Source organism: Flavihumibacter stibioxidans, from assembly GCF_014332695.1.
Classification (GTDB): domain Bacteria; phylum Bacteroidota; class Bacteroidia; order Chitinophagales; family Chitinophagaceae; genus Flavihumibacter; species Flavihumibacter stibioxidans.
On sequence record NZ_MBUA01000001.1, the window covers coordinates 1,429,918 to 1,456,219 of the forward strand.

The following is a 26,302-nucleotide window of genomic DNA, read 5'->3' on the forward strand; positions in this document are numbered from 1 at the left end:
AAATTCTGTGACAAGAGTTACTTAATCACCCCAAAGCCACATCCAGCACCATCATCACCACGAAACCACCGATAAAGCCGAGTACGGAAACATCGGTGTATTTATCCCGCTGGGTTTCAGGAATTACTTCTTCCACCACCACATAGATCATGGCACCTGCGGCAAAGGCCAGCGCATAGGGCAAAACCGGTTGCATATGGATGACTGCGTAGGCTCCCAGCACTCCGGCAACCGGTTCCACAATAGCGGATAACTGACCGAACCAGAAACTTTTAAAACGGCTGACCCCGTGCCTGCGGAGGGGCATTGAAACTGCCATTCCTTCAGGGAAGTTCTGCAAACCAATTCCTATGGCAAGAGCGATGGCGGCAGGAATCATCTGCTCACCTCCCACACCGATGGAAGCAGCGCCAAACATAACGCCTACAGCCAATCCTTCCGGGATATTGTGCAAGGTGATTGCCAGCATCAGCAGGGTGGTTTTGTGCCATTTGGTTTTCATGCCTTCGCTTTCATCATCGCCAAAGTTGATATGCAGGTGGGGCATGAATTTATCCAGGCTGAAAATAAACAGCGCACCGGCCAGAAAGCCCACTGCCGCTGGCATCCAGGGAAAATCCGGATACATTTTTTCTGAATGTTCAATGCTGGGCGCCAATAGTGACCAGAAACTGGCAGCAACCATCACACCACCGGTAAACCCCAGCATGGCATCAAAAATACTGCGGCGAACCTCTTTAAAGAAAAACACCAGTGAAGCGCCAAGGGCGGTAATCAACCAGGTAAAAGTCGTGGCAATCAGGGCCGACCAAACGGGACCTATTTCTGTAAAATATTTTTCTAACTGCTCCATTGCCTATAAAAATAACCATTCTGACGTACTGTTATGACTTAAGGGACACTTCATTTAATACCACCAGATATTTTGCCAATACCTCCTTCAGTGCCAACAGCGTAGTTTCATCAGTAATGATGCCCCCGGAATTTATTTTGGTCTTTATGAAGGGGACCAGCAACTGCAGTTCATCAATCCTTTTTGTTGCTATCACTCTTAATATTTCAAGCATTGCCTGGTGGCCAAACCGTCCATCTGTGGAAGCTGTTACCAACAGGGTCGGCTTCTGGTAAAATTCACCTGAACCGACAGTCCAGTCGATCGCATTTTTAAGAACACCCGGAACACCATGGGCATATTCCGGAGTGCAGATGATAATGCCATCGGCAGCTTTTAGCTTATTGCGGAATGCTGCTACAGAGCCGGATGCATTCGCATCTTCAATATCCGGATTGAAAGGGGGCAGTCCCCCTAATCCATCATATAGTTCAATATCAAGACTGTCTTTTGAGAGATCAGCCATTGCCCGGATAAAACTCTTATGGGTGGAGTTTTCCTTAACTGTACCGGGAATTGCCAGGATTTTCTTTTTGCTGTGCATGGTTGTTTATTTCCTTCACGTACACGGATACGTAGTACTACTTAAGTATTTAATTCAGTATATAATTTGAAAAAACAGGAGTTGCCCATATTTAGTTTTGCCATCATAATATTGATCTCAATCATTAAACCTGAAACATGAAAACAATTAAAACCTTATTCCCATTTTTCGCCATTTTGCTGGCTGTCGGACTTTTGTCCTGCAAAAAAAATGATAACAACCCATCAAATCCCGGGCAAAGTAATGGTTTCCCCTTCCTGAAACAAGGCAATGAGTGGATTTATGATTACAAGGCAGTGGATGCCGAAAGCATTGTGAAGTACAAAATCCTGTCGAAGGAAGCAAATGGCTACTATAAAGTGAACTGGTTTATGGGGGCAGATTTCGAAATCTACTGGCATGAAGCTAACGGGGCATTTTCCAATTTCACTGACGGGCCTTCCGGTACGATGAAGTTTCTGCTGTGCAAAACAAACAGCAAACCTGGTGATAGCTGGGGCGAAACAGCATTTGACGACACTTACGAAAAAACTGTTACGGTGACCAATAAAGTCATGGCCATTGATGCATTTGCCAGTACGCCCGCAGGTAATTTCACCAATTGCATCAAAGTGCGCCAGACCAATTCGGCGTACACGGAATACTTTTTTGATTATTATATCAGCCCTGTTTATGGCATCGTTAAAATGGAAGGAATGGGATATAAGAACGAAGATGGAGAGATCACACACTTCCCTTTGTCCTATATCCTGAAGTCCAAGAATTTTTAAGCATCACTGCCCTTATCCTCCGAAAAAAAGACCAGCAGGCGATTTGCCTGCTGGTCTTAATTTTTTTCCATTAAACCATTACTGACCCGGGTGGTATTCCCTTTCGATATGTTTCATTACGTCTTCTTTATAAAAGAGGACATCCCTGAACTTTCCCTTACTGTAAGCTTCCACCTGGTCGTCGAAATGACTGGAAGCCGGATCGCCGCTTTGTCCGCCTGCAAGTAAAGCTTTGGCCTTGACACGTTTCCCAAATTCAACTGCACATACAAAACTGTTTCCATGAACGCCGTATCGTTTACTGGTTCCCGTGAAAGTCCTGCTGTTATAGGAAGGCAGCATGCCCCAGGTGCCTGATGCAAATCCTACCGGATAACTTGGCCGGTTGTCATCAAACTGCATATCAATTGCGGGTGATATCCGCTGGATCCTGTTGATCTCACCCCATGGTAATTGCCAGCGTCCGTATTTCCCCTGAAGCTCTCTTACGGTTTGAACCAATGGTTGCAGTATAGATTCCGGATTGGCTGTTTTTACAAATTGTTTTGTTTTCTCCACCTGGTCCAGTTCCTCATCATCAATTGCCTTTGTGCGAAGGATGAGCGGCAGCAACTTTTGTCCCCACTCCACCGCAAGTGTGGTGGCAACAGAAGATTCGCTGCTACGGTAGTCCCAGTTTTTCAGTACGGCAACCGGTCCGGCAAGCCAGGCAAACAGGCTGTCAGAAGGTGGAATATTTTTTTCAAATGCATCCACCAGTGCGGGCACCAGGATTTCAAATGCTGCCAGGCGCGAATCATATCCTGCACTAATTACTTTATCAAGGTTGTAGGATTTTCCCGACTGCAATACCCTAACGGCATTGATACCACGAAAATTCTCCCCATCGGGAGCCATATAGGCAGGAAAGCCTGAAGGAGCGGGACTATTGTCTCCCGCCACCCTGAAGGGTGTTGAATTGCAATTCTGCAGCCAGCCATTGGAAGGGTTGATGACATGCAGTGTTTTGCTGATGGGGTGCAGTCCCTTCCATTCCGTAGCGCTGGTACTTCCATCTACCGGTTTGCTCCAGTCAATTTTCGGATCGCGATGCGGAACGCGGTTTCCATGCCAGTAGGCGATATTTCCCGCAGCATCGGCATAAACAGTATTATTGGAAATATTGCCCTTCAAGTCAAGGGTTTTCTCAAATGATTTCAAATCCCTTGCCTTGGTGCGCTGCCAGCACTGTACCAATCCTTCCATCAGCCTGTTATCCGCTTTCATGCTGAGGTATTGGCCATTCCGCTGGGCCATAACCGGCCCATGATGGGTGTACCTGGCCTGTATGGTGGTTGATTCCACACCTTTATCACTGATATATTTCAACTGAACTGGTTTGGATTTAACCGGCAGGTCACGGCCATCATACTGGTAGGTCCATTTATCGCCATTGATCCTGATCTTCTCAATATAACTGTCCGCCGCATCCACATAACTGGAAGTATGCATCCAGCCGCATCGTTCATTAAAACCCTGGTAAATAAAAAACTGTCCCCAGGTTACTGCCCCATAGGCGTTCAGGCCTTCTTCACTTACCATATGCACTTCAGGCCTGAAATAAAAAGTAACGTGCGGATTGATATACAATATAGCATTTCCCGATTCTGTAATCGAAGGGGCAAATGCAAAACCATTGGAGCCGGTTGGCAATGGCTCTTCAAAAGCTGCAGGCTGCGAAACATTTTTTGCCAGGGGCGCCGCACAGCAATAGAATTCCTTCAGTTCGGTCATGGTGATATCAGCAGTACTGATGGCGCCAATACTGCCATCCGTCCACAACAGGGGATACCATGGCTGGAATCGTGCCAGCAGCGCAGGTTTCTTTTCCGGATGGCGCGACAGATAAAAATTAATCCCGTCGGCAAAGGCATTACACAATTTTTTCAGCCAGGCCGGTGCCCGCTGGTAATCGCGTATGGCATCTGATGAATCGATGACCAGCCGGATCAGCAGGTCTTCATATAAGGCATCCTTTCCCTTAATCTCGGCCATCCTGCCCAGTTTTTCAATATAGTTACGCTCTACGCGGGAAAAATCATCTTCGCATTGCGCATACATCAGGCCGAAAACTGCATCGGCATCTGATTTGCCATAGATATGAGGAATGCCCATGTTATCACGGATGATCTTAACCTGTGTGGACTGTTTTTCCCAGCGTGAAATTTCTGCACTGGTAAAACGCTGTGCCAGTAATTGTACCGGCAGGAGGAGGAGTAAAAAAATTATTCTCATGGTGTGTTGATTAACTATTTGATGGAATCATTGTAAAGCGCCGCGGCGCCGATGATCCCGCCGTTTTCAAGTTCAGAAACTTCAATGGAAAGGTCTTCCAGGTATTTTTTATACGCGAATCCTTTAATGCTTTGCCACATGGATTCATGAAACCATTGCCATGCGGCGCTCACCGATCCACCGAGTACGATCAGTTCAACATCCAGCGCATACAGCACAAACTTAATCGCATTGCCAAGGTGCGTGCCGAACTGTTTGTACATATCAATTGCCGCCTGGTCGCCATTCGTAGCCCGTTCAAAAACGATTTTACCATTTACCCGGTAAACATGTTCAAAGAATTGTCCGCTGGTATAATATTCAAGGTTATGTCCCAGGTAGTCGATCATCCCGAATTCACCCGCACCGCAGTGTTTACCTGAGTGCAGTTTATTATTGATCACGATGCCAGTACCCATGCCGGTACCAAGTGTCAATCCGGCCAGGTTATCGCGGCCCCGCCCCTTTCCTGCCTTCCACTCTCCCAGGGCAAAACAGTTGGCATCATTGTTTATGCAAACCGGCAGGCCATACCTTTCCCGGATGATCTGACCCAGTGGTATATCCTTCCAGGATGGTATGAACACCAGGTCGTACACGACTCCATCCTGAATATCTACAAGGCCTGGAACACCGATTCCGATGGAACGGGTTTCATTTGTAATAACCTGGTCAATTACAGAAAACAATTGCTGCAGCACCTCATCTGATGTGCCCCTGCCATTGGCGGGCAGGGATACCATCCGGTGAATGTTATCCTGTTCCACCAAACCGGCCCGAACCTGGGTGCCACCCAGGTCAACCCCTACATGTATATCGCCTGGCATCCGCTTAAATTGTTTTTAATAGTGAAGCTGCATCCCTGTCCAGGTATATCCTCGCTCCCGAATGATTCCGCAGGAAACTGGCAGGCAATGAGGTCGTCAGCGGACCTTCCAGCATTTGCTTCACCACAGGGGCTTTACGCTCGCCACTTACCAGCAGGAAAATGGTCCTTGCTTCCAGGATCGTAGCCATACCCAGCGTAAGTCCGCCGGTTATTTCCCGGGCACTGCTGAAATATTTTTGGGCGGTTTGTATGGTAAGCGGATCCAGTTCGGCTATATGGGACCGTGAGTTCGGATCAGAACCGGGTTCATTCATGCCGATATGGCCATTTAAACCCAGTCCCAGTATCGCCACATCAATTCCATTATGTTGGGAGATAAATGATTCCACCGCCGTGCATTCCTGTGCCGGATCGGCTGCCCTGCCATTAAAAAAACAGATCCTTTCCGGGGCAACAGCCAGTGGAGTAAAAAGTTGCTGGTCGAGATGGTACCTGCAGGAACCTTCATCACTGCCGTTCATGCCGATCCATTCATCCAGCCCGACATATTTCCAGTGATCTGATTCCCAGCCATCATTCCGAACACCTTTTACCAGGTTCCTGTACAAACCGGCAGGGCTGTCGCCCGAAGCAACACAAAGCAATGGGGAACTGCGTTGCGACATAAATGATTTCAGGTGGCCGGCGGCAAGTGCCGACATATCCTCGTAAGTATCTGTAATATAAACCTGCATGTAAATAAGGTAAAAGTTTATTTTGTTTTTTGTTCCAGCCAGAGGTCAATCGGCTTTGAAACCGTAGCATGGAAAGGAAGCATTATTTTTTTCCCAAGCCCGGCGGAAGCATAAGCTGCATAAATGATTTCCAGCACCGCCCTGCCATCCTCACCAGTTACCAGGGGTTTTTTATCCTGCTGTACGCATTCAATAAAATGCTTCAGCTCATGCGGATATCCCTGGTTGAACACTTCTTCAAAAATGGTAAAACTCCAGCCAACTGTGGTGTCGGCCTTTTCCATCGCATAATCATAACCGTGTTTACTGTAGGATACTGCCGCATTACCCATGAAGAGGTCGGCATATACCACACCGCCGGTTCCATACACTTCGCATCGATCGTCCATGCCACCGTGTTTGGCCCAGCTGTTCTCTGCTATGGCTGTAACACCGTTCTCAAATTCTATGATCACCACCGAATTATCCTCGCAATCCGTGCGGTCTTTGTGCAACACGGTTGACATGGTTGCATATACGCTTACTGCCTTATTGTTGTTAAGCATCCACCGGAACCATTCCACGGCATGGCAACCCATATCCATCAGCACTCCACCTCCGGAAAGTTCCTTATTATAGAACCAGTCGGAATGCGGTCCGGAATGCTTTTCCCCCTGCTTGAGCATGTAGATACTACCCACGCCTCCATCGTTTACCATCTTTCTTACCCGCTCGTATTTTGGGGCAAAACAAAGTTCTTCTGCGTACATGAGTTTTACGCCGGCTTTTTTGCAGGCATCGATCATTGAGTCGGCTTCCTCCAGTGTAACGGCAAGTGGTTTTTCTATAATGATATGCTTACCTGCTGCGGCAGCTTTGAGGGTAGCGGTGGCATGCAGAAAATTGGGCAGGCAGATATCCACCACTTCACAGCCGGACTCATTGATAATGGCATCGAGGTCATCAAACCAGGCGGGGATATTGTGCTTTGAAGCGAATGCTTTTGCCTTATCGGCATTGCGGGCATAAACGGCCACCACTTCCGCCTCCGGAATAAAACGGTGATAGCTTTCGAAATGAATATCGGCTATAAATCCGGCGCCGAGGAGCGCAACTTTGGTTTTTGGCATTTTTTCTTAAATATCTGTAAAAATGTGTTAAACAGGAAAGATTGATGAGCCCGGAGGCAACATAATAAAAACCTGATTGTTACATTAAATAAATCTTGATAGTATGAGAACTCTGACGCTGTTATTGCTGCTTGCCGTTTCCTCCAGCGTTTTTGCGCAAAACCGCAAGTACCAGTTCATGATGCCCCAATCCACTTTTGGCATTGGAGTCGGCTTCCAGGAATTTGACGGACTCAAAGAAAGGATGGCCAATTTTTCACAATACGAAGAACTGAAGGACTATTCCGCCACCATACAACTGGGCTGGCTGAAGGAAAGGGACCGCCTCATTTCCGCTTCCAGTGTCATGCTTGGCAGCAGCATGAGTGGCGACCGGGATAAAAAAAGCAGCACCGTAAGATTTATTGGCCTTGGCGCCGATATAGGGTATGACCTGATCAAAAGTGAAAAGGTAATGTTATACCCCCTTGCCGGTATCGGTTATGAATTTTACCAGGCCCGGTTTTATACTGATAATTCCGGGGTGGATTTTGATGATGTGGTGGGATCACCAACCGTGCAGAACGCTATCCGTCCATTGGCTTTAAGGAATTCTTTTTTCACCTACAGGCTCGGGATGGGAGTATCCCTCACAGGCCCTAAGGATCATGGCGGATCTATCGGCGTACAGGCAGGTTATGTGGGAAGCTTTGACAGCAGGGACTGGAAAAGCAATGACAACCAGGTGCTGAACAATGCCCCTGAAGACCAGCTTGGCCGCTTCCAGGTTTCCCTGGTCCTGAGCCACCAGCCGATGATGTTCGGAAAAAATAAGCCTAAAAGAAAAACTGGTCGCTAAATCCATATTTCTGAAAACAACAATATCCACTATAACCTGGACCTTAACCGGTTCAGGTTTTTTATTGAAAATAACCACCGCCGGATAACAAGGCCCCATATCATAAGTGCCGCTGACCCAAGTCATTTGATGGCATCCTGGCCGGATGTACCTTACTGCTTCTAAATACCTTTTTATGAAAAAGGTGCTAAGGATGATGTCAGCAGGCCTGATAATCCTGTTTGCCAGTTGCAGCAAAAGCAGTGATAGTCCAACACCTCCCCCGCCGCCACCGCCCGTTCTCAAACTGACCATTTCCAACCTCCATTACGAGCCGGAAAAAATTCCGGTTAAATTGTACGAACCCAATTTTACCGTTACCGGAACCATTAATTATACCAATGCACAGGATGGATTAGCCAAAATACGCATTACCAGTGTCAGCCCTGGATTTGATCTTACCGTTACTGTGCAGGGTGCCACCCAAACCAGTGGAACCGTGACCGGATTTTTTGAATTCACCCGTCCGGATGATGCGCTTGATTTACCATTCGAAATCTGGGCAATAGATGGCAAGGGAAATGTATCCAACAAACTAAGCGGAACCCTCCGGGTTATCATTGATGAATCCGCCACCAGTTGGTGGACAGTGGGCATCAACGCCCCTTCCATCATGAATGATATTGGCTGGTTTGACAACAAGTATATAGCAGTTGGCAATGCCGGCGCGGTTTTACTTTCGGAGATGGGAAACACCTGGAGCCTGCAGCCAACGGGCATGAATAACCGGTTAACAGCCATCGCCGGGTCGGGTTCCCGGTTTGTTGCCGTGGGTGATAACGGATCTATCCTCAGTTCACCCGACGGCATCAACTGGTTTATCCATGCTGCAGAACCGACCAATACCACCCCACTCACCGATGTTGTTTCCTTTGACACCACATTTGTTGCCGTTGGCAGCAACCATGCAGACCGAAGTGCAGTGATCATGAACTCCCCTGATGGCATTCACTGGACACGCAATGCATACTCATCGGTAAATGGAGAGCTGAATGCCATTGCCTCATCGGGCAGTTTATTGGTAGCCGTAGGAAAAGCAGCGGGTCGCCTCGTCGCCCTGAGTTCCCCTGACGGAATGTTCTGGAAGGAAACCCCTCTCCCGGACACCACATTACAACTGGCATACGATATCATCTGGGCGCAGAACCAGTTCCTGGTAACCGGCTATGGCTTTATCGCCCGGTCTCCGGATGGTATCAACTGGACAGTCAACAATATGCCGGCCAGCTTATTAATCAACAGGATGACCCACACCGGGAATATTTATGCAGGTGCGGGGAACGGGATTTACACTTCGGCAGACGGACTTAACTGGAACCGCACTTATGAAGGCAACGCCTATTACCCTTTCCGGAGCATCGCCTGGTCCGGCACCAACTATGTGGCTACCGGACTGCTGTATAGTATGGCGGTATCACCCTGAAGCCTGACGATAAAAACAAATGATAGTTAGCTTTTTATAAGAATAATTTCAAGCAATCGTCCAAATAAATAAACAATAGTCAAAATAAATCGCCCGTTTTTGCTCATTTTTTAAGAAATTTGCATTTCTATTATAAAACGTATAAAATGAGCAATAACCCCAGCACCCTTTTTGATAAAGTGTGGGACGCACATGTGGTTCGAAAGATCGATGATGGTCCGGATGTATTTTTCATCGACCGCCATTTCATTCACGAAGTAACCAGTCCGGTTGCTTTCCTGGGACTGGAAACGCGCGGGCTCACAGTGATGTTTCCGGAGAAGACTTTTGCGACCGCCGATCACAATACGCCCACTATTAACCAGCACCTGCCGGTGCAGGACCCGCTTTCCGCCAAACAGTTGAAAGCGCTGGAAACGAATACTGCCAAATATGGTATTTCGCATTGGGGGCTGGGCAATCCAAAGAATGGAATTGTACACGTGGTAGGACCGGAGAACGGTATCACCCTGCCGGGGATGACCATTGTTTGTGGCGACTCCCATACATCCACCCATGGCGCTTTCGGGGCGATAGCGTTTGGTATTGGAACATCTGAAGTGGAAATGGTGCTCTCCTCGCAGTGCATCATGCAGCCCAAGCCCAGGAAAATGCGCATCAATGTCAATGGCAAACTGGGTAAGGCGGTGTTGCCAAAGGATGTGGTACTCTATATCATTTCAAAACTGACAGCAGCCGGAGCCACCGGTTATTTCGTGGAATATGCCGGGGAAGTGTTTGAGAACATGAGCATGGAAGGCCGGATGACGGTTTGTAATATGAGCATCGAGATGGGTGCACGCGGAGGCATGATTGCCCCCGACGAAACCACTTTCAATTATATTAAGGGCCGCGAGAAGGCGCCGAAGGGCGAAGCCTGGGACAAGGCCCTGGCGTATTGGAAAACGCTCAAAACAGATGAAGGTGCGCAGTTCGATATTGAATATAATTACGATGCTGCCGACATTGAACCGATGATCACCTTTGGCACCAACCCGGGAATGGGTATTGGAATCAGCCATCATATCCCGGTTTCGCAGGAAGCGGGCAGTGGAAAGGCCAGCTATGAAAAATCGCTCAACTACATGGGCTTCCACGAAGATGATGCCATGCTGGGCAAGAAAGTGGATTATGTATTCATCGGAAGCTGTACCAACGGACGCATTGAAGATTTCCGTGCATTTGCCTCCATCGTGAAAGGCCGTAAGAAAGCAGACCATGTTACAGCCTGGGTCGTTCCCGGATCACATATTGTAGAACAGCAGATCAAAGATGAAGGCATCCTGGACATCCTGACTGAAGCCGGTTTCCAGTTGCGCCAGCCCGGCTGCAGTGCCTGCCTGGCCATGAACGATGATAAGATCCCGGCAGGAAAATATGCGGTCAGCACCAGCAACCGCAACTTCGAAGGAAGGCAGGGCCCCGGTGCCCGCACCATGCTGGCCAGTCCGCTGGTAGCCGCTGCCGCCGCAGTAACCGGTGTGGTTACAGACCCAAGAACATTACTATAACCAACAACAACCTATTTGTCATGGCTTACGATAAATTCACCATCCTCACATCTTCCGCCGTTCCGATGCCAATCGAGAACGTGGATACAGACCAGATCATTCCGGCACGTTTCCTGAAAGCCACCCAGAGAAAGGGCTTTGGCGACAACCTGTTCCGCGACTGGCGCTATAACGGTGACGATACACCGAAAAAAGATTTTGTCCTGAATAATAATATTTACTCCGGCAAGATCCTGGTAGCGGGGAAAAACTTCGGCAGCGGCAGCAGTCGCGAACACGCGGCCTGGGCTATTTATGATTATGGATTCCGTTGCGTGGTATCGAGCTTTTTCGCGGATATCTTCAAAAACAACTCGCTGAACGTGGGCATCCTGCCTGTACAGGTGAGCGCGGTTTTTCTTGATAAAATCTTCAGCGCCATTGAAGCCGATCCCAATGCCCAACTGGAGATTAACCTGCCGGAACAAACCATCACCATCCTGGCAACAGGTGAAAAGGAATCCTTCGATATCAATGGCTATAAAAAACACAATATGATAAATGGATATGACGACATCGATTATCTGCAATCGATGAAGGATGATATCCGGGCATTTGTGTCTACCAGCCAATATTAACAGCAAGCAGCAAGCAAGCAACATGCCCCAGACCAAAAGAACCATTGAAATAATGGACACCACACTCCGCGATGGTGAACAAACCAGCGGAGTGTCTTTTTCTGCCTCAGAAAAACTGACCATCGCCCAGCTTCTCTTAACCGAAGTGAAAGTGGACCGGATTGAAATTGCCTCTGCCCGTGTATCTGAAGGGGAATTTGATGCGGTTAAGAAAATCACCAAATGGGCAAAGGCAAACGGGCTGCTGAACAGGGTGGAAGTACTCACATTTGTGGATGGTGATGTATCCGTCAAATGGATGCTGGAAGCCGGTGCCAGGGTGATGAACCTGCTTACCAAAGGTTCACTTAACCACCTGACTCACCAGTTAAAGAAAAAACCCGAAGAACACTTCGCCGATGTGGCCGCCGTGCTGGAGCTGGCAAAGAAAAAGGGACTGGAGGCAAATATTTATCTCGAAGACTGGAGTAATGGCATGCGGCATTCCCGCGAGTACGTTTTCCAATACCTCGACTTCCTGGTTACCCAGCCATTGAAGCGGATCATGCTTCCGGATACATTGGGTATCCTGACCCCGGCTGAGGTCTTTGAATTTGTTTCGTCTATTGTTCAGCGTTATCCAGGCATACATTTCGATTTCCATGCCCACAATGATTATGACCTGGGCACCGCCAACGTACTGGAAGGCGTGAAGGCAGGCGCACACGGTTTGCACCTGACCGTAAATGGCATGGGCGAAAGAGCCGGCAATGCGCCGCTTGCAAGTGCCATTGCCGTACTGAATGATTTCATGCCAAATGTGAAAACACATGTGGTGGAAAAATCACTTTACAGCGTGAGCAAACTGGTGGAAACCTTTTCCGGTTTCCGCATTCCGGTCAACAAACCGGTGGTGGGCGAAAATGTGTTCACCCAAACCGCGGGCATCCATGCCGACGGCGACAAAAAGAACAAACTGTATTTCAGCGACCTGATGCCCGAGCGTTTCGGTCGCCAGCGCAAATACGCCCTGGGTAAAACCAGCGGCAAGGCCAATATCGAAAACAACCTGGCCCAACTTGGCATACAACTATCAGACGCTGACCTGAAAAAAGTGACCCAGCGCATCATCGAACTGGGCGACCGCAAGGAAGTGGTGACCCAGGCAGACCTTCCCTATATCATTTCGGATGTACTTGACAGCAATACCATCCAGGATAAAGTGAAGATCGAAAACTATGTGCTGACCCATTCAAAGAACCTGAATCCCTCAGCCACCATCCAGGTATCCATCGAGGGAGAAACCTTTGAAGAGCATGCGCAGGGCGACGGCCAGTATGATGCGTTCATGAATGCACTGAAAAAAGTTTATAAAGCAAAAAAACAGGAACTGCCTGTGCTGACGGATTATGCGGTGCGAATTCCGCCCGGAGGAAAAACGGATGCACTTTGTGAAACCATCATTACCTGGCGCCTGAACCACAAGGAATTCAAGACCAGGGGACTGGACAGCGACCAGACGGTATCGGCCATTAAAGCCACCCAGAAAATGCTGAACACCATTCCCCATGGATAAATTAATTTAGCGGTCCATAAATCAAATTATCTCCCTATACAATTAACCTGAATGGCAACAAAACAAATTTTGATTGTTCCTGGTGATGGAATCGGACAGGAAGTAACAGCAGTAGGCAAAAAAGTGCTGGACAAGATCGCAGAGAAATTCGGCCATACATTCACGTATGATGAAGCCCTGATCGGCCACGTGGCCATCGAAGCCACCGGTTCTCCCCTGCCGGATGAATCACTGGAAAAAATGCGCAATTCAGACGCTGTGCTCTTCGGTGCAGTTGGTCACCCAAAATATGACAATGATCCTTCAGCCAAAGTAAGGCCTGAACAAGGGTTGCTGAAGATGCGCAAGGAACTGGGACTTTATGCCAACATCCGTCCCATCAAATTATTCGATGAACTGCTGGGCGCTTCCAGCATCAAGCCGGAAATCCTGAAAGGCGCGGATATCCTTTTCTTCCGTGAACTTACCGGCGATATCTATTTTGGCGAGAAGGGCCGCAAGAACAATGGTGATACCGCTTATGACATCGCCGAATACAGCCGTTTTGAAGTGGAGCGCATCGCACGCAAGGCATTTGATGCTGCCCGCACCCGCCGGAAAAAACTCTGTTCAGTTGACAAAGCCAACGTTATTGAAACCTCCAGGCTCTGGAGGGAAGTGGTACAGAAAGTTGCCCTCGAATATCCGGATGTGGAAGTAGAGCACCAGTTTGTAGATGCTACTGCCATGTTACTGATCAAGGACCCGCGTCGCTTCGATGTGGTGGTTACAGCTAATCTGTTTGGTGATATCCTAACAGATGAAGCTTCACAAATTGCCGGTTCAATGGGTATGCTGGCCAGTGCTTCCATTGGCGACGGCACAGGCGTTTACGAACCGATCCATGGTTCCGCCCACGACATTACTGGTAAGGGTGTGGCCAACCCCCTGGCTTCCATATTATCTGCTGCGCTGCTGCTGGATATCTCCTTCGGCATGAAAGCGGAATCAGAAACGGTGATCAATGCGGTGGACAAGGTCCTGAAAGCAGGATTCCGCACCGGCGATATTGCCGATGCCAACACTCCGGCCGACAAGATCCTCGGAACAGCGGCCATGGGAGAAGAAGTCCTGAAAAATATTTAAGTCTGTTTTTAGTTTTTAAGACTCAATTGTGGTATAACCCGGATCAGCCGATCCGGGTTTCTTTTTTCAATGGCATTATATTTTATGCGACATTTAGTACTATGCCGATTGCACCACACATTGCAAAGATTGCCCGCTACCTGATAATACTACTCATGCCGGCACTTATGACTGGTTGTCACCGTAAAGCTTCACCGGCTTCGGTTACAGGCGCTCCCGGGATTCGGATCCTGGGTTACCTGAATGGTTCCAAAAACTGGAGCCTTGCCTTTCAATCTGTTGACCTGGACAGGATCACCGACCTGAACCTGGCATTTTTCAATCCCGATACCAATGGCATTATACCCACCGATCCGCAATTGGCAGAACTCATCCGCCAGGCTCACTCGAAAAAAGTAAGGGTCTGGATGTCAATTGGCGGCGGCAGTCCACCCAGGCACCTGGCAGCACTGATGAAAGCTGAACAGCGTAAATCGTTTATTGAACACCTAACAGCTTATGCCGTTCAAAATGGTTTTGACGGAGTGGATGTGGACCTGGAAAATGATCTCATCAATGAAGAGTATGCCCCGTTTGTGTTTGATCTTTCGGCGATGCTGCGTTCAAAGGGGCTTCAGATGACTGCGGCCCTGGCCAGCTGGAATAGCCATAAAATCCAGGACAGTACCCTACGTCTGTATGACTTCATCAATATCATGTCCTACGACAAAACCGGGCCATGGAATCCTGCCAAACCCGGTCCCCATTCTCCCTTCAGCATGGCGGAGTCAGATTTCCGTTATTTCAATTCAGACAGGAATATTCCAGCCTCCAGGTTACTGATAGGCGTTCCGTTTTACGGTTATGGATTCGGCGGGTCAGCTCCGGAAAGCATTGCCTGGCGCAATCTCCGGCTTCAATACCCCGACGCCATTCATTCAGACAGTATTATACTGGCTGATGGCGGCAGGATCTATTACAATGGCATCCCTACCATTCAACGAAAACTACAATTTGCAAAACAGTCCGGTGCCGCCGGTATCATGATCTGGGAACTGAGGCAGGACAGCAGGGATCAGCATTCCCTGTTGCAATCTATCCATGAGGCCATCAATAAAAATTAGGCCGCACACCACAGGCAACTAGCCGGTGACCAGGTTCAACTTATAAGGATACACTTTCCCCGAATTCCATTGCGCCACATACATATTTTCCTCGTCGTCGATGCATACATCGTGCGGATATTGGAACACCGCAGATGACTGTGTCATAGGCTGAAGAACACCATCCCTGTAAACCGGCCCGGTACCACCCGGATTGGATATCACGCGGTTATCTTTGTCAAGTATGGTTACAAATCCGGAAGACTTCCAGGGACGGTCGCTGGACTGCAGCACTGCCGCATACAGGTACTCGCCCCTTATAACCGGCCGGCAAACCCATGCACCGGGAAGAGCGATGGTGTCAAGATGGTTCCCTTCCAGGTCATAGCGCTTGAATGCATTTTCCTCCCTGGAACTAACGATGAGGCATACTCGCTTTGGATCGCGGGTATCAAGTGTTACCCCATGTGCATTTTTCAGGTGGGCCGCCGTTTCGCCCCTGCCACCAAAATATCCCTTATAATTTCCTTTGGCATCGTAGCGGTGGATATAATCCTTTCCGTATCCATCGGCCACATAAATATCACCATTGGGTGCGATGGCGGTTTCAGTAGGAACATATTCTTCCGCTTTGGCATAGAGCCCGGACGCGGCAGGATAATCCAGCACCATCAGCTCACGGCCATCAACCGTGGTTTTGATCACCTGGTGACGGTTATTGTCGCAGATAAACAGTGTATCCGTTCCTCCTTCATCAAAAAGCGTGAGTCCATGGGCGCCGGGATACTGAGTTCCCCAGGTGGATATCAGCCTGCCGGCTTTATCATAAATCAACACATTGTTCCTGGTTTCATTTGTCAGCAGGATGATCCTGCCCTTACGGTCCTGTACCATCTCATGGCAATCCTTTACCGGATATCGGGCCACATCAGCCTGGCTCCATTGGGTGTCAAGCCTGTAGCGTTTGTTTCCATGCCCGATGGTTTCACCGGCCAGTAAGCCGCCCATTGGGGCAACCGTAATTCCGGCCAGTGTTAATGTAGTGTTGCAAATAAATTCCCTGCGATCCATAACAAACAATTGTAATGTTCAATTTACGCAGGGAAAATCAAACGGCAAGTTTTTAAAAACGAACCCGGCTACCATTCAAAATGGTATTTCCCCGACCCTGCCCTCAGGTGTAAAAAGCCCCCTTCGTTTTTCACGATCACAACACCGGCCGATTCCTGCAAGGGTTGGCCGTTTTCGGTTATACTTGCAAGTGAGGAAACCGGCAATACGATATCCGCAGTTGTATTGACTGGTATTTCAAGATCCAGGGTCAGTTTCTCCCCCTCTTTTTTCCAGCTGCTGCTGACCATGCCATGCTTTGAAAGAAAACCGGCAGATGCCTGTGACAGGCTGCCAAACTGGGGTTGTATGATTATTTTATCATACCCCACCGCATCTTCAGCAGGGCGGATACCCGCGAGCCAGCGGTAAAACCATTCACTCACCACCCCGAACATAGGATGATTGTGTGAATAGGTATTATCACTGTATTCCCAATGTTCCCATAAAGTGGTAGCCCCGTTTTCCAGCATATGCACCCAGCCGGGAAAGCCGCGCCTGGTGACCAGCCGGTAAGCAAGATCAGCATACCCATACCGGCTTAGTACCTCGGGAACATATTTGGTTCCGAATATCCCGGTTGCAATGTGTTCCGAATGGGTATTGGCCACCTGTGATACCAGCCATTGAACTGCTGCAGGTATAGCCTTTTCAGGTACCAACCCAAAATACAATGCATGCGCCTGGGTTGATTGTGTTCCCAACCCCACCTTACCTGAAACAGTATCAACAAATTTCTCCACAAAGCTAACCTTAACCCGATCCGCCAGTCTGTTGTAATAATCAGCATCCTCAGCAAGGCCGAGGATCCCCGCCATTCTTGCCAGTAGTAAAACATTGTAATAGTAAAAAGATGTTCCGCTCACAGCAATATCCTTCGGATCAATGCTTTCGTGATCACCCAGTGTGGTGTCAATGATGTTTTCTTTTGCTTTTCCCTGCAAATACCTGATCCAGTTTTTTGCAACAGGATACTGTCTTTCCAGCAAACGCCGGTCACCATAATACTGGTACATACGGTACAGTAAAACCGGATGAACGGAACCCCATTCAATTGGTCCCGAACCATTTCCCAGTCCGGCATCTGCAATGCCCACGTAAGGTGCTGTTTCCGTTAGTCCGCCATCGCTCCGCGCGGCATCCGCAAAGTCCAGCACCGTTTTCGCGTAAAAGCCCTGCATGTCAAAATTGTTCAGGAAGGCTTCATGCACGCCAACGATATCACCGCCATAACCGAATTTCTCGCGGTGCGGGCAATCTGACTGCACGCTGAAAACATTGCTCAGGAAAGTATTCCTGCAGACCTGCTGGATATTATTAATGACCGTATCGGAACAGGTGAATTCACCGGCATTGGGCAGGTCGGCCTGCATGACCAGTCCGGAAATATCTTCTGCTTTCAGTTCACCGGCATAGCCGCTGATCTCCGCATAACGGAAGCCGTGATAAGTAAACAGGGGTTGAAAAAATTCCTCTCCTTTACCGGAACAAAAAAATTGATCTGCCTGGTAAGCCGTGTCAGGTGCACCAGGTCCGCCCATCCCCTTTCTTTTAACCTGTCCGGCCGCACTGGTCATTACATTCAGGAATCCATCGGGATACAGTAATTCACCATAACGGACACTGATCTTTGTTCCTGCCGGCGCCTTTGCCAGCATCCGTACAACCCCGCCGAAATTCCTGCCGAAATCAACCAGGTAGCGGCCGTCTTTTTGTTTTTTAACCCATACAGGACGAAGCGTATCCTTGATGACAACCGGAGGCTGGAACTGCGATTGCAGTATACCCCCAGGTGCTTTTGCCCTTGCAACCTTTCTCCAGCCAATATCATTGAAACCGGTTTTGTTCCAGCCCGGCAGGGATTTGCGGTTATCATGATGTTCTCCCAGGTAAACGCTGTTCCTGGTGACGGGACCATCCATAACCTTCCATGTTTCATCAGACACAACAGATTCGACGGAACCATCTGCATACACCATATCAAGCTGCAACAGGAATGAAGGGGTTCCTGTGGTCAATGCCTCCCGCAGGTTAAACCGTCCCCACATTCTTAGGGGCAAAGGATTGTACCAGCCATTGCCCAGCATAATTCCAATACAGTTTTTATCGGTTCCCACCAGCTCAGTTACCTCATAACTACTGTACAGAACCCTTTTTGAATAGTCGGTCTGGCCGGGATCCAGCACACGGTTACCGACCCTTGCACCATTTATGAAGGCTTCATAATAACCTGCTCCGCTGACGTGCAAAGTGGCTTTGCTGATTTTTTTCACGGGGGTGAATTCCTTTCTGAAAACGGGTGCCGGATTGTCTGCATACATGGCGCTGTCTGTCTGCGGCTGCGGCCCGGAATCCCTGATCCACCTTCCCTTCCAGTCTCCGGGATGAAGCAGTCCCATCGACCAGGAATCCGGTTCACTCCAGCCTGTTGGGATATCCTTTTCATCCCAGGCTTTCACCCGCCACCAAACCGTTTGACCCGACCGAAGGACTTTGCCGTTATAAAAAACCTGCCTTCCCGGCTGCCAGGGTTGTTTATGGCTGTCCCAGATATCTGCCTGGCCGTTTAGCAGCAGTTCTTTGGCTGAAGCAACCTGCACACGGTAGGCAGTCTGGTATTTACCCCTGGTAAAATCATCCACGGTTACCAGTTTCCAGTCCAATACAGGATGTTGTTCATCCACGCCGATCGGACCTCTCCTGTTTTCGCACCTGAGATCAGTTACCCTGAGGACTGTCGCTTGGGAGAAAGCAAAAAATGGCAGCAGGCAATACAGGATCAGGGTCATGAAAATTTTTACCTGAAAATAACAAAACAAAACCATCCTCCACTGACCTCATACTATACCCTGACCCAGGTCAGGAAAGAAACCGGGCATTTCAGGTAAATTTATTGCAATAGGGTATTATATGCGGTTCCTATCAGTTTTAATGCCAGTCATTTTTGCAATGACGGCAGTTGGCCTTTCAGCCCGGGCACAGCAGCCCACGGGTAAACTATGGACACTGGATGAATGCATCGTTTACGCAGAAAACAACAATATTGCACTCAAAAACCTGAGGCTCCGGAAACAGGTAGTGGAGCAGGACCTGGTGCAATCAAAAGCGATGATGCTGCCTGATTTGTATGCAGGAGCCGGGTATGATTTATCCCATTATACAAAAACCTCCAACCAGGGTTCAAAGGCCATCAACACCAGTGGTTCCCTTGGACTGAATTCACAAATGACCTTATACAATGGCGGAGTCCTGAAAAATAATATCAGGCGTCAGAACCTGAATCTGGAGATGGCCGGACTGGATATCGAAGTAGAAAATAACAATCTCTTCCTGGATATTATCGGTGCTTACACAAATATCCTGCTCGCCAGGGAAACCATACTGTATATGGAAAGCCTGCTTGAAACCAGTAAAACCCAGACGGACCAGGCCAGGCTGCAATTCAATGCAGGGGCCATTTCCAGGAAACAATTGATACAATTTGAATCGCAATTGGCTAATGACCAGTTTGCGCTTACCAATGCGGGGAATGCCAGCAGATCCAATAAGATCGTCCTGAAACAATTACTCCAGCTACCGGCCGAAGACAGTTTTGATATTGCACCCGGTACGCTGGATGTACCACTTAGATTGTTGCCGCCATTAAATGAATTTCTTTCCGATGCCAGGAATACCAGGCCGGAGATCAGGAACAGCCGGCTTTTTATCCAGGGTGCTGAACTGGATATAAAAATTGCAAAAGCGGGATACCTTCCATCCGTATCTGCAGGAGCAGGCATCAGCACGGGGATGAGAAACAGTATAAACAAGGGCACATTCACCCAGTTGGGAAATAATTTTTATCAGAACCTGGGCATCACCGTTAGTTTCCCTCTCTTCAGCAGGAAACTGAATGAAACCAATATGGCAAGGACAAAAATAGCCAGACAGCAGGCAGAGCTAAGCCTTGTGAACACCAACACTTTGTTATCGCAGGCAGTGGAACAGGCATACATAAACTATCAGAATGCGATGGCAGAATACCTGGCGGCAGAAAGACAATTCACAAATTACGAAGAGGTATATAAAATTTCAACAGAGGAACTGAGGCTTGGTGCGGCCAATATCACTGAATTCGTGCAGCAAAGGAACCTTTACGTGCAGGCACTGCAATCATTTACCCAGTCCCGGTTCAGGGCCATACTGGCATATAAGATCCTGAATTTTTATGCCGGCCGATTGAATAACCAGAATAATTCAGGCAGATGAAAAAGAAACATATCATATTGCTGATCGCGGGCCTTTTAATACTTGGGGCTGCCGGTGCATATTTCTATTTTGGCAGGGCGGAGAAAAAAAACTCCTATTCACTGGTAACAGAAAAAGTCAAAAGATCTTCCATCGCCAATATTGTAACTTCCACCGGCACCATTCAACCTGTTGATACGGTTGCGGTGGGCACCCAGATCAGCGGCATTATTAAACACATCTATACCGATTATAATGCCATTGTGAAAGTTGGCCAGTTGCTGGCAGAACTTGATCCAACACTCATGCAGGCGACCGTTGACCAGATCAAAGGCAATCTTGCCCTGGCCAGAAGCAATCTCGACTACCAGAAAATAAATTTCGGGCGCCAGAAACAATTGTATGACGTGGGGTCTATCAGTCGGGCTGCTTATGACCTCGCTGAGAACAGCCTCAGAAATGCCGAAGCCGTTATTACCAGCACCAGGGCGCAGTTGAATGCAGCACAGAAGAACCTGAGCTTCACCAGAATCTATTCACCTATCAATGGGGTCGTCCTGAACAGGAACATAAATGTAGGACAAACCGTTGCTGCCAGTTTTAATACACCGACATTGTTCAGCCTGGCAAAAGACATTACCAAAATGCAGGCCCAGGCAAAAGTGGATGAAGCCGATATCGGCAAAGTGAAACCCGGCGAACGGGTCACTTTTACCGTAGACGCCCACATCAATGATGTCTTCAATGGCACCGTTTCAGAAATCAGATTGCAGCCAACCATCGCTGCTAACGTTGTCACCTATACGACGATCATCCAGACCAACAATGACCAATTGAAGCTGAAGCCGGGAATGACGGCCACCATTACCATCTTCACGGAGGAAGCCGAGAATGTGCTGACCGTACCCTTACCGGCACTGAAATTTAAACCGGACAGCGCCTTGCTGGAGAAAAAATATAGCATCATTCCATTCAGCGGAAAAAGGGCCCGCACCGATTATTTTGTATGGGTGCTGGACAATTTGTTAATCAGGGAAAAGAAGATCATTACAGGAATCAGTGACAATACCAGGATCGAAGTGGTCAGCGGATTGAATGAAAATGACAACATTTTAACCGGTATTGTGTCGGGGTCCGGTGTTACCGTTCAGGATACTGAGAGAAGTCCGTTTTTACCCACCATGAGAAGAAGATAAGCATGTCAGCGATCGTACATATGGAAAATATCAGGCGGGACTTCATCTTTGGTCCGCAGGTAGTAAAGGCGTTAAAGGGCGTCAGCTTCAGTGTGCAGCCGGGTGAATTCATAACGATCATGGGTAGCAGCGGATCAGGAAAATCAACCTTGCTGAATATTATCGGATGCCTGGACAAAGCCACGGAAGGCGAATACCTGCTGGATGGCACCAATGTGAAATCCATGGACAAAAACGAACTGGCTTCCCTGAGGAACCGTAAGATCGGATTCGTCTTTCAGTCCTTTAATCTTTTACCCCGAACCAGTGCTTTGGAAAATGTGGAATTGCCATTGTTATACCAGAAAGGTATTTCACAATCGGAAAGACGCGATCGGGCGATGAATGCACTGGAGAAGGTAAAACTTGCCGACCGGTACGAGCACCGCCCAAACCAATTATCAGGTGGCCAGCAGCAAAGGGTTGCCATCGCGCGTGCGCTGGTCAATGAACCGGTACTGATCCTGGCCGATGAGCCCACAGGCAACCTCGATACGCGCACATCCTATGAGATCATGACCCTGATACAGGAACTGAACCAGGACCAGCAGAAAACCATCCTGGTAGTGACACATGAACCAGACATAGCAGCCTTCAGCGGCCGCACGCTTACCCTGCGCGATGGCAGGTTGCTGCGGGATGCCCAAAATCCCAATATCAGGTCAGCGAAGGAGGCATTGGCATCCATACCCAAGGCAGATGATTTTTAAAACCTGAACCATGAGCTTCATCAACCTGTTAAAAATAGCCCTCAGGGCACTCCGGAGAAACAAACTCCGGGCCTTCCTGACCATGCTGGGAATCATCATTGGAGTGGGCGCTGTAATCACCATGATGTCTATCGGCGAAGGCTCCAAAAAAAGTATTGAATCCACGTTCTCCAGCATGGGTACCAATATGATCACCATCAGGCCTTACAGCAATATTCCCATGCCGGGTGGGGTGAGGATGGGCTCTTCCAATATCCAGACCCTGACATTGAACGATGTTGAAAAAATTGGTGAGGAAGTAAAAAACATTTCTGCCCTATCACCCGGATTAGCAAGTGGCGGACAGGCCATCCGGGGATCTAAAAACTGGCCGACTTCCATACAGGGCGTGGGGCCGGACTATTTATCCATCAGAAAACTGGAAATAGCCAGTGGCTCCAATTTTAATGAGGAGCATATCAAATCCTTCGCGAAAGTTTGCGTCATCGGGCAGACAGTCGTGAAGAATCTTTTTGAGGCTGGAGAAAATCCGGTAGGACAAATCATCCGGTTTGGGAAAATCCCTTTCCAGGTCATCGGCGTACTGGCGGCAAAGGGACAGAACACATTTGGCCAGGACCAGGATGATATCATCGTTGCGCCCTATACCACCATCATGAAGCGGATCTCCGCCACCATTTATTTGCAGAATATTTATGTATCTGCTGTCAGTGAAGATCTTTCCAATTTGGTGACGGATGATATAATCAGGACCATGAGGGCAAGTCACAAATTGAGAACGGGACAGGCAAATGATTTTGATGTTCGCACCCAGGCCGAACTGATCAGCAACATGAGTTCCACCAGCAATATGATGACGACACTGCTGACGGCGGTTGCAGCCATTTCGCTGGTGATCGGGGGTATTGGAATCATGAATATCATGTACGTATCCGTAACCGAAAGAACCAGGGAAATAGGGCTTCGCATGTCTATCGGCGCCAAAGGCAGGGATATATTATTGCAGTTCCTTACCGAAGCCATCATCATCAGCATCACCGGTGGATTGATTGGGGTACTCCTGGGAGTAACAGCCTCCTGGTTTGTTTCGCGTTTCCTTAACTGGCCCACCATCATCAGCGAATCATCCATGGTGATATCCTTCTTCGTCTGTGTATTCACGGGAGTATTTTTCGGATATTATCCTGCCATCAAGGCAGCTTCCCTTGACCCCATTGATGCGTTGAGGTACGAGTAATCTGCAGGTGTGCAAAGCTTCCGCAACAACATACTAGGAGGTTTTAGGATACCGGTGAACCAGACGCAGTCGGATATGAGGTATGGCCCCGGCCAGTACAAGGATGCCACCGCTTAACACCAGCACAAGCGGCCTGGTGAAAACCTCCCCTGAAGATAAAATTCCAAGGATGATGCCGGTGGATAATGGAAGGGAGAATGCCAGCACCAGTACCGCCAGTTCGGGGTCAAAACTCCTGCTTTCCACGGGCAGGCCTGATTGGTCTTCGCGCTGGTGGAATACCGTAATATGCGCAAGCGGCCAGAAACTGGCAGAGCTAAGCGGAACCACTACAGCCAGCAAAATCATGGATGTATCACTGAGATGCATAACCGAAATGATGAATGCACTGAACAACATGGTAATACCGGCCCTCAACAGGAGTATGGACACCACCAGTTTTTTCCTGCTTTCCTTCCATTGTACGGCCAGTCCGATGAAAATCAGTACCAGCGGGGTCATAAGAGCGCTGGTTTTATCGGCGAGTTCAGCAAACGGGGAGGGCAGGGTATTGAAACGGATACCCGATAACAAAAGAATAACTGCCAGCAAAATCAGCATATTAACCGGCTCCTTAAGCAGGCTCAGCAACAGACTGCGGATTTTACCGGTGAAATTAACCGGCTCCCTGGCTCCATTTCCGAGGAACATATTCAGGGCCATGATATAGAGAAAGATGAGCACGAAGAATTTATTCCCAACATCTGCAAGGGCTGCAATGGCCAGTGGCTGTTCACCAAGGAATTCTGCAATAAAGGGAAAACAGGACAGTCCGGGCGCCAATGACGGAACCAGCATCATCAGCGTCCGGCTGTCGGCACTGTTTTTTTCCAACCCAAATAAAGGAAAGGCCAATGGTACGAGGTAATACAATAAAAGATTGAACAGCAGCATCAGCAGTGGCACCACCAGCAGTGTGCTGTCCATTTCAATTTTCATGAGCGCGATAAAAATGGTGGAAGGAAGTGCAACAGAGAGAATAATTTCCTTTAAGCCGCCCAACGCTTCCTGTTTCCAGATACGGGTGCGTAACAGCATGCCAAGTGCAATCAGTAACAACAGTGTCATCGTTTTTTGCAAAGCCGGATTCATCAGCTGATGGATTTCAGGGTATTGACAAATAATTGCATTTCCTCCATGGTGCCAATGCTTACCCGGCACCAGGGCTTGTTTTTGATTTCAAAAGCCCGGACCCCGACTCCACCGGCTGTCATCAACTCAAGGAAAGTCTTGCCTGGCTTGCGGATAGGGAAAAGCACAAAATTTGTATGAGAGTTAATATACTGGTACCCAAGTTTATCCAGTTCAGCATAAAGCCAATTTTTAGTGGCCAGGTTTCTTTCTATTGTCATGGACTGAAATGCGCCATCATCCAGGCTTGCACTTGCAGCGAATATGGAGGTGTACGCAATACCCATCCCTCCGCGGGTAATCTGGTCAATGGATTCAAGAAATGAAGGCAGTGCCGCTATATACCCCACACGTATACCCGCCAATCCCATGACCTTGGAAAAGGTACGGGCAATGATTACATTTTTGTTCTTTGCCAGCAGTGTCACCATGCTTTCAGTAGCTCCTGCATCTGCCAGCTCCATATATGCTTCGTCAATGAATACCGGTACTTTTTCAGATACCCTGGAGCAGAAATCATACAACTCCTTTCCTGAAGTAACTGCACCCGTCGGGTTATTGGGATTACAGATATAGACCAGCCTGGTATTGGCGTCGATGGCAGCTTCCATGGCTGAAAGATCATGTGACCAGTCGGATTTGCAGGGGATAGCCTTCCAGCCGGCGCCCACCGCCTTCGCCACATTAACCAGTGACATATAGGTGGGATCTGCGGACACAATATTTCCACCCTTCTGAAAACAAACCATTGCGACTTTTTCGAGCAAATCGGACGAGCCTGGTCCCATCATGATATGATTGGCCGGTATACCTTCTTTTCCCGCAATTTTATTGATCAGGTCGAAAAGTTCTTTCCAGGCATAGCGGTTGCCCCGTCCAACAGAATGGATGACCGCCTGTTGTGCGGAATAGGAAGGGCCATAGGGATTTTCATTGGCGTTGAGTTTTGCTTTCAGTTCAGCCACCATGGAAGAAAATGGCGGCCGGGCTGGCAAAATCTCACGAACAAGGGGGCTCCTTGTTATTCGACCCTGTTTATCCGGCGCCGGCGTCATGTCAGCAAATGCACCCAGTGGAAGGGAAGACAGTCCGGCTGCTGCGCCTAAGGAATAAAAACCTGATTTCAGTAATTGTCGGCGATCCATATTTCATGTTTTGGTTATCGTGTTACTAATGATTCACGATATGGCATA

22 protein-coding genes are annotated in these 26,302 nt (G+C 48.5%); 12 read left to right on the forward strand and 10 right to left on the reverse strand.

Translation table 11 applies throughout. The features are described 5' to 3' along the window. Window positions 1-25 precede the first annotated feature (25 nt). Window positions 26-853 carry a ZIP family metal transporter gene (locus BC349_RS06075; protein WP_187255821.1) on the reverse strand — a complete coding sequence of 276 codons (828 nt, stop codon included), beginning with the start codon at window positions 851-853 and terminating at the stop codon, window positions 26-28. 31 nt (window positions 854-884) lie between these two features. After that, window positions 885-1,436, reverse strand: coding sequence for an NADPH-dependent FMN reductase (locus BC349_RS06080; RefSeq protein ID WP_187255822.1), 552 nt, complete (start codon window positions 1,434-1,436; stop codon window positions 885-887). Window positions 1,437-1,573: 137 nt separating this feature from the next. Here BC349_RS06080 and BC349_RS06085 point away from each other — a divergent pair, with 137 nt between their 5' ends. Continuing rightward, window positions 1,574-2,206, forward strand: a complete 633-nt coding sequence (locus BC349_RS06085) for a hypothetical protein (protein WP_187255823.1) — start codon at window positions 1,574-1,576, stop codon at window positions 2,204-2,206. Window positions 2,207-2,284: 78 nt separating this feature from the next. Here BC349_RS06085 and BC349_RS06090 read toward each other — a convergent pair whose 3' ends face one another. Genes BC349_RS06090 through BC349_RS06105 form a run of 4 tightly spaced genes read right to left on the reverse strand, consistent with a single transcriptional unit; the run spans window position 2,285 to window position 7,191 of the window. After that, on the reverse strand, window positions 2,285-4,480 hold the full coding sequence (locus tag BC349_RS06090) for a penicillin acylase family protein (protein WP_187255824.1): 2,196 nt from the start codon (window positions 4,478-4,480) through the stop codon (window positions 2,285-2,287). Between the two features lie 14 nt (window positions 4,481-4,494). Continuing rightward, the gene (locus tag BC349_RS06095) at window positions 4,495-5,346 is read right to left on the reverse strand and encodes an ROK family protein (protein WP_187255825.1); all 852 of its coding nucleotides are present in this window, start codon (window positions 5,344-5,346) and stop codon (window positions 4,495-4,497) included. 4 nt (window positions 5,347-5,350) lie between these two features. Next, on the reverse strand, window positions 5,351-6,082 hold the full coding sequence (locus BC349_RS06100; protein ID WP_187255826.1) for a glucosamine-6-phosphate deaminase: 732 nt from the start codon (window positions 6,080-6,082) through the stop codon (window positions 5,351-5,353). A gap of 17 nt (window positions 6,083-6,099) precedes the next feature. Further along, window positions 6,100-7,191 carry a Gfo/Idh/MocA family protein gene (locus BC349_RS06105; protein WP_187255827.1) on the reverse strand — a complete coding sequence of 364 codons (1,092 nt, stop codon included), beginning with the start codon at window positions 7,189-7,191 and terminating at the stop codon, window positions 6,100-6,102. 103 nt (window positions 7,192-7,294) lie between these two features. Between BC349_RS06105 and BC349_RS06110 the strand changes: the two genes are divergently transcribed. The 7 genes from BC349_RS06110 (at window position 7,295) to BC349_RS06140 (ending at window position 15,441) form a co-directional block, all read left to right on the forward strand. Continuing rightward, window positions 7,295-8,029 carry a hypothetical protein gene (locus BC349_RS06110; protein WP_187255828.1) on the forward strand — a complete coding sequence of 245 codons (735 nt, stop codon included), beginning with the start codon at window positions 7,295-7,297 and terminating at the stop codon, window positions 8,027-8,029. A 175-nt stretch (window positions 8,030-8,204) separates the two neighbouring features. Beyond that, on the forward strand, window positions 8,205-9,491 hold the full coding sequence (locus BC349_RS06115; RefSeq protein WP_187255829.1) for a DUF6242 domain-containing protein: 1,287 nt from the start codon (window positions 8,205-8,207) through the stop codon (window positions 9,489-9,491). A 146-nt stretch (window positions 9,492-9,637) separates the two neighbouring features. After that, on the forward strand, window positions 9,638-11,041 hold the full coding sequence (gene leuC / locus BC349_RS06120) for a 3-isopropylmalate dehydratase large subunit (protein WP_187255830.1): 1,404 nt from the start codon (window positions 9,638-9,640) through the stop codon (window positions 11,039-11,041). A 20-nt stretch (window positions 11,042-11,061) separates the two neighbouring features. Further along, entirely contained in the window at window positions 11,062-11,658 is a 597-nt protein-coding gene (leuD, locus tag BC349_RS06125; RefSeq protein ID WP_187255831.1) for a 3-isopropylmalate dehydratase small subunit, read from the forward strand. Between the two features lie 22 nt (window positions 11,659-11,680). After that, a complete protein-coding gene (locus BC349_RS06130) occupies window positions 11,681-13,213 on the forward strand; it encodes an alpha-isopropylmalate synthase regulatory domain-containing protein (protein ID WP_222840086.1) in 1,533 nt (510 codons plus the stop codon). Between the two features lie 51 nt (window positions 13,214-13,264). Beyond that, entirely contained in the window at window positions 13,265-14,338 is a 1,074-nt protein-coding gene (gene leuB / locus BC349_RS06135) for a 3-isopropylmalate dehydrogenase (RefSeq protein WP_187255832.1), read from the forward strand. 101 nt (window positions 14,339-14,439) lie between these two features. Then, the gene (locus BC349_RS06140) at window positions 14,440-15,441 is read left to right on the forward strand and encodes a glycosyl hydrolase family 18 protein (RefSeq protein ID WP_187255833.1); all 1,002 of its coding nucleotides are present in this window, start codon (window positions 14,440-14,442) and stop codon (window positions 15,439-15,441) included. 18 nt (window positions 15,442-15,459) lie between these two features. Here the strand turns inward: BC349_RS06140 and BC349_RS06145 are convergent, their stop codons facing one another. Together BC349_RS06145 and BC349_RS06150 are read right to left on the reverse strand one after the other, a co-directional pair. Next, window positions 15,460-16,491, reverse strand: a complete 1,032-nt coding sequence (locus BC349_RS06145) for an NHL repeat-containing protein (RefSeq protein WP_187255834.1) — start codon at window positions 16,489-16,491, stop codon at window positions 15,460-15,462. A 68-nt stretch (window positions 16,492-16,559) separates the two neighbouring features. After that, entirely contained in the window at window positions 16,560-19,319 is a 2,760-nt protein-coding gene (locus tag BC349_RS06150) for a family 78 glycoside hydrolase catalytic domain (protein ID WP_187255835.1), read from the reverse strand. Between the two features lie 142 nt (window positions 19,320-19,461). On the opposite strand from BC349_RS06150, the gene BC349_RS06155 reads away from it, so the two are divergent. Genes BC349_RS06155 through BC349_RS06170 form a run of 4 tightly spaced genes read left to right on the forward strand, consistent with a single transcriptional unit; the run spans window position 19,462 to window position 23,939 of the window. Then, on the forward strand, window positions 19,462-20,778 hold the full coding sequence (locus BC349_RS06155; protein ID WP_187255836.1) for a TolC family protein: 1,317 nt from the start codon (window positions 19,462-19,464) through the stop codon (window positions 20,776-20,778). Continuing rightward, on the forward strand, window positions 20,775-21,953 hold the full coding sequence (locus BC349_RS06160) for an efflux RND transporter periplasmic adaptor subunit (protein ID WP_187255837.1): 1,179 nt from the start codon (window positions 20,775-20,777) through the stop codon (window positions 21,951-21,953). Before BC349_RS06155 ends, BC349_RS06160 begins: the two co-directional genes overlap by 4 nt. Before the next feature lie 2 nt (window positions 21,954-21,955). Further along, a complete protein-coding gene (locus tag BC349_RS06165) occupies window positions 21,956-22,702 on the forward strand; it encodes an ABC transporter ATP-binding protein (protein WP_187255838.1) in 747 nt (248 codons plus the stop codon). Window positions 22,703-22,712: 10 nt separating this feature from the next. Continuing rightward, entirely contained in the window at window positions 22,713-23,939 is a 1,227-nt protein-coding gene (locus tag BC349_RS06170) for an ABC transporter permease (RefSeq protein WP_187255839.1), read from the forward strand. A gap of 33 nt (window positions 23,940-23,972) precedes the next feature. Here BC349_RS06170 and BC349_RS06175 read toward each other — a convergent pair whose 3' ends face one another. Further along, a complete protein-coding gene (locus BC349_RS06175; protein WP_187255840.1) occupies window positions 23,973-25,070 on the reverse strand; it encodes an AEC family transporter in 1,098 nt (365 codons plus the stop codon). After that, window positions 25,070-26,254 (reverse strand): pyridoxal phosphate-dependent aminotransferase, encoded by a 1,185-nt coding sequence (locus tag BC349_RS06180; protein WP_187255841.1) that lies wholly within the window; start codon window positions 26,252-26,254, stop codon window positions 25,070-25,072. Before BC349_RS06180 ends, BC349_RS06175 begins: the two co-directional genes overlap by 1 nt. Window positions 26,255-26,302: the final 48 nt, after the last annotated feature.

What these genes read in the sequence shown, in the direction of transcription:
- BC349_RS06170 (WP_187255839.1), top strand. Translation starts at nt 22,713, where the DNA reads ATGAGCTTCATCAACCTGTTAAAAATAGCCCTCAGGGCACTCCGGAGA.
- BC349_RS06180 (WP_187255841.1), bottom strand. Translation starts at nt 26,254, where the DNA reads ATGGATCGCCGACAATTACTGAAATCAGGTTTTTATTCCTTAGGCGCA.
- BC349_RS06110 (WP_187255828.1), top strand. Translation starts at nt 7,295, where the DNA reads ATGAGAACTCTGACGCTGTTATTGCTGCTTGCCGTTTCCTCCAGCGTT.
- BC349_RS06165 (WP_187255838.1), top strand. Translation starts at nt 21,956, where the DNA reads ATGTCAGCGATCGTACATATGGAAAATATCAGGCGGGACTTCATCTTT.
- BC349_RS06075 (WP_187255821.1), bottom strand. Translation starts at nt 853, where the DNA reads ATGGAGCAGTTAGAAAAATATTTTACAGAAATAGGTCCCGTTTGGTCG.
- BC349_RS06130 (WP_222840086.1), top strand. Translation starts at nt 11,681, where the DNA reads ATGCCCCAGACCAAAAGAACCATTGAAATAATGGACACCACACTCCGC.
- BC349_RS06115 (WP_187255829.1), top strand. Translation starts at nt 8,205, where the DNA reads ATGAAAAAGGTGCTAAGGATGATGTCAGCAGGCCTGATAATCCTGTTT.
- BC349_RS06175 (WP_187255840.1), bottom strand. Translation starts at nt 25,070, where the DNA reads ATGAATCCGGCTTTGCAAAAAACGATGACACTGTTGTTACTGATTGCA.
- BC349_RS06150 (WP_187255835.1), bottom strand. Translation starts at nt 19,319, where the DNA reads ATGACCCTGATCCTGTATTGCCTGCTGCCATTTTTTGCTTTCTCCCAA.
- leuB (WP_187255832.1), top strand. Translation starts at nt 13,265, where the DNA reads ATGGCAACAAAACAAATTTTGATTGTTCCTGGTGATGGAATCGGACAG.
- leuD (WP_187255831.1), top strand. Translation starts at nt 11,062, where the DNA reads ATGGCTTACGATAAATTCACCATCCTCACATCTTCCGCCGTTCCGATG.
- BC349_RS06105 (WP_187255827.1), bottom strand. Translation starts at nt 7,191, where the DNA reads ATGCCAAAAACCAAAGTTGCGCTCCTCGGCGCCGGATTTATAGCCGAT.
- BC349_RS06155 (WP_187255836.1), top strand. Translation starts at nt 19,462, where the DNA reads ATGCCAGTCATTTTTGCAATGACGGCAGTTGGCCTTTCAGCCCGGGCA.
- leuC (WP_187255830.1), top strand. Translation starts at nt 9,638, where the DNA reads ATGAGCAATAACCCCAGCACCCTTTTTGATAAAGTGTGGGACGCACAT.
- BC349_RS06090 (WP_187255824.1), bottom strand. Translation starts at nt 4,480, where the DNA reads ATGAGAATAATTTTTTTACTCCTCCTCCTGCCGGTACAATTACTGGCA.
- BC349_RS06140 (WP_187255833.1), top strand. Translation starts at nt 14,440, where the DNA reads ATGCCGATTGCACCACACATTGCAAAGATTGCCCGCTACCTGATAATA.
- BC349_RS06160 (WP_187255837.1), top strand. Translation starts at nt 20,775, where the DNA reads ATGAAAAAGAAACATATCATATTGCTGATCGCGGGCCTTTTAATACTT.
- BC349_RS06080 (WP_187255822.1), bottom strand. Translation starts at nt 1,436, where the DNA reads ATGCACAGCAAAAAGAAAATCCTGGCAATTCCCGGTACAGTTAAGGAA.
- BC349_RS06145 (WP_187255834.1), bottom strand. Translation starts at nt 16,491, where the DNA reads ATGGATCGCAGGGAATTTATTTGCAACACTACATTAACACTGGCCGGA.
- BC349_RS06100 (WP_187255826.1), bottom strand. Translation starts at nt 6,082, where the DNA reads ATGCAGGTTTATATTACAGATACTTACGAGGATATGTCGGCACTTGCC.
- BC349_RS06085 (WP_187255823.1), top strand. Translation starts at nt 1,574, where the DNA reads ATGAAAACAATTAAAACCTTATTCCCATTTTTCGCCATTTTGCTGGCT.
- BC349_RS06095 (WP_187255825.1), bottom strand. Translation starts at nt 5,346, where the DNA reads ATGCCAGGCGATATACATGTAGGGGTTGACCTGGGTGGCACCCAGGTT.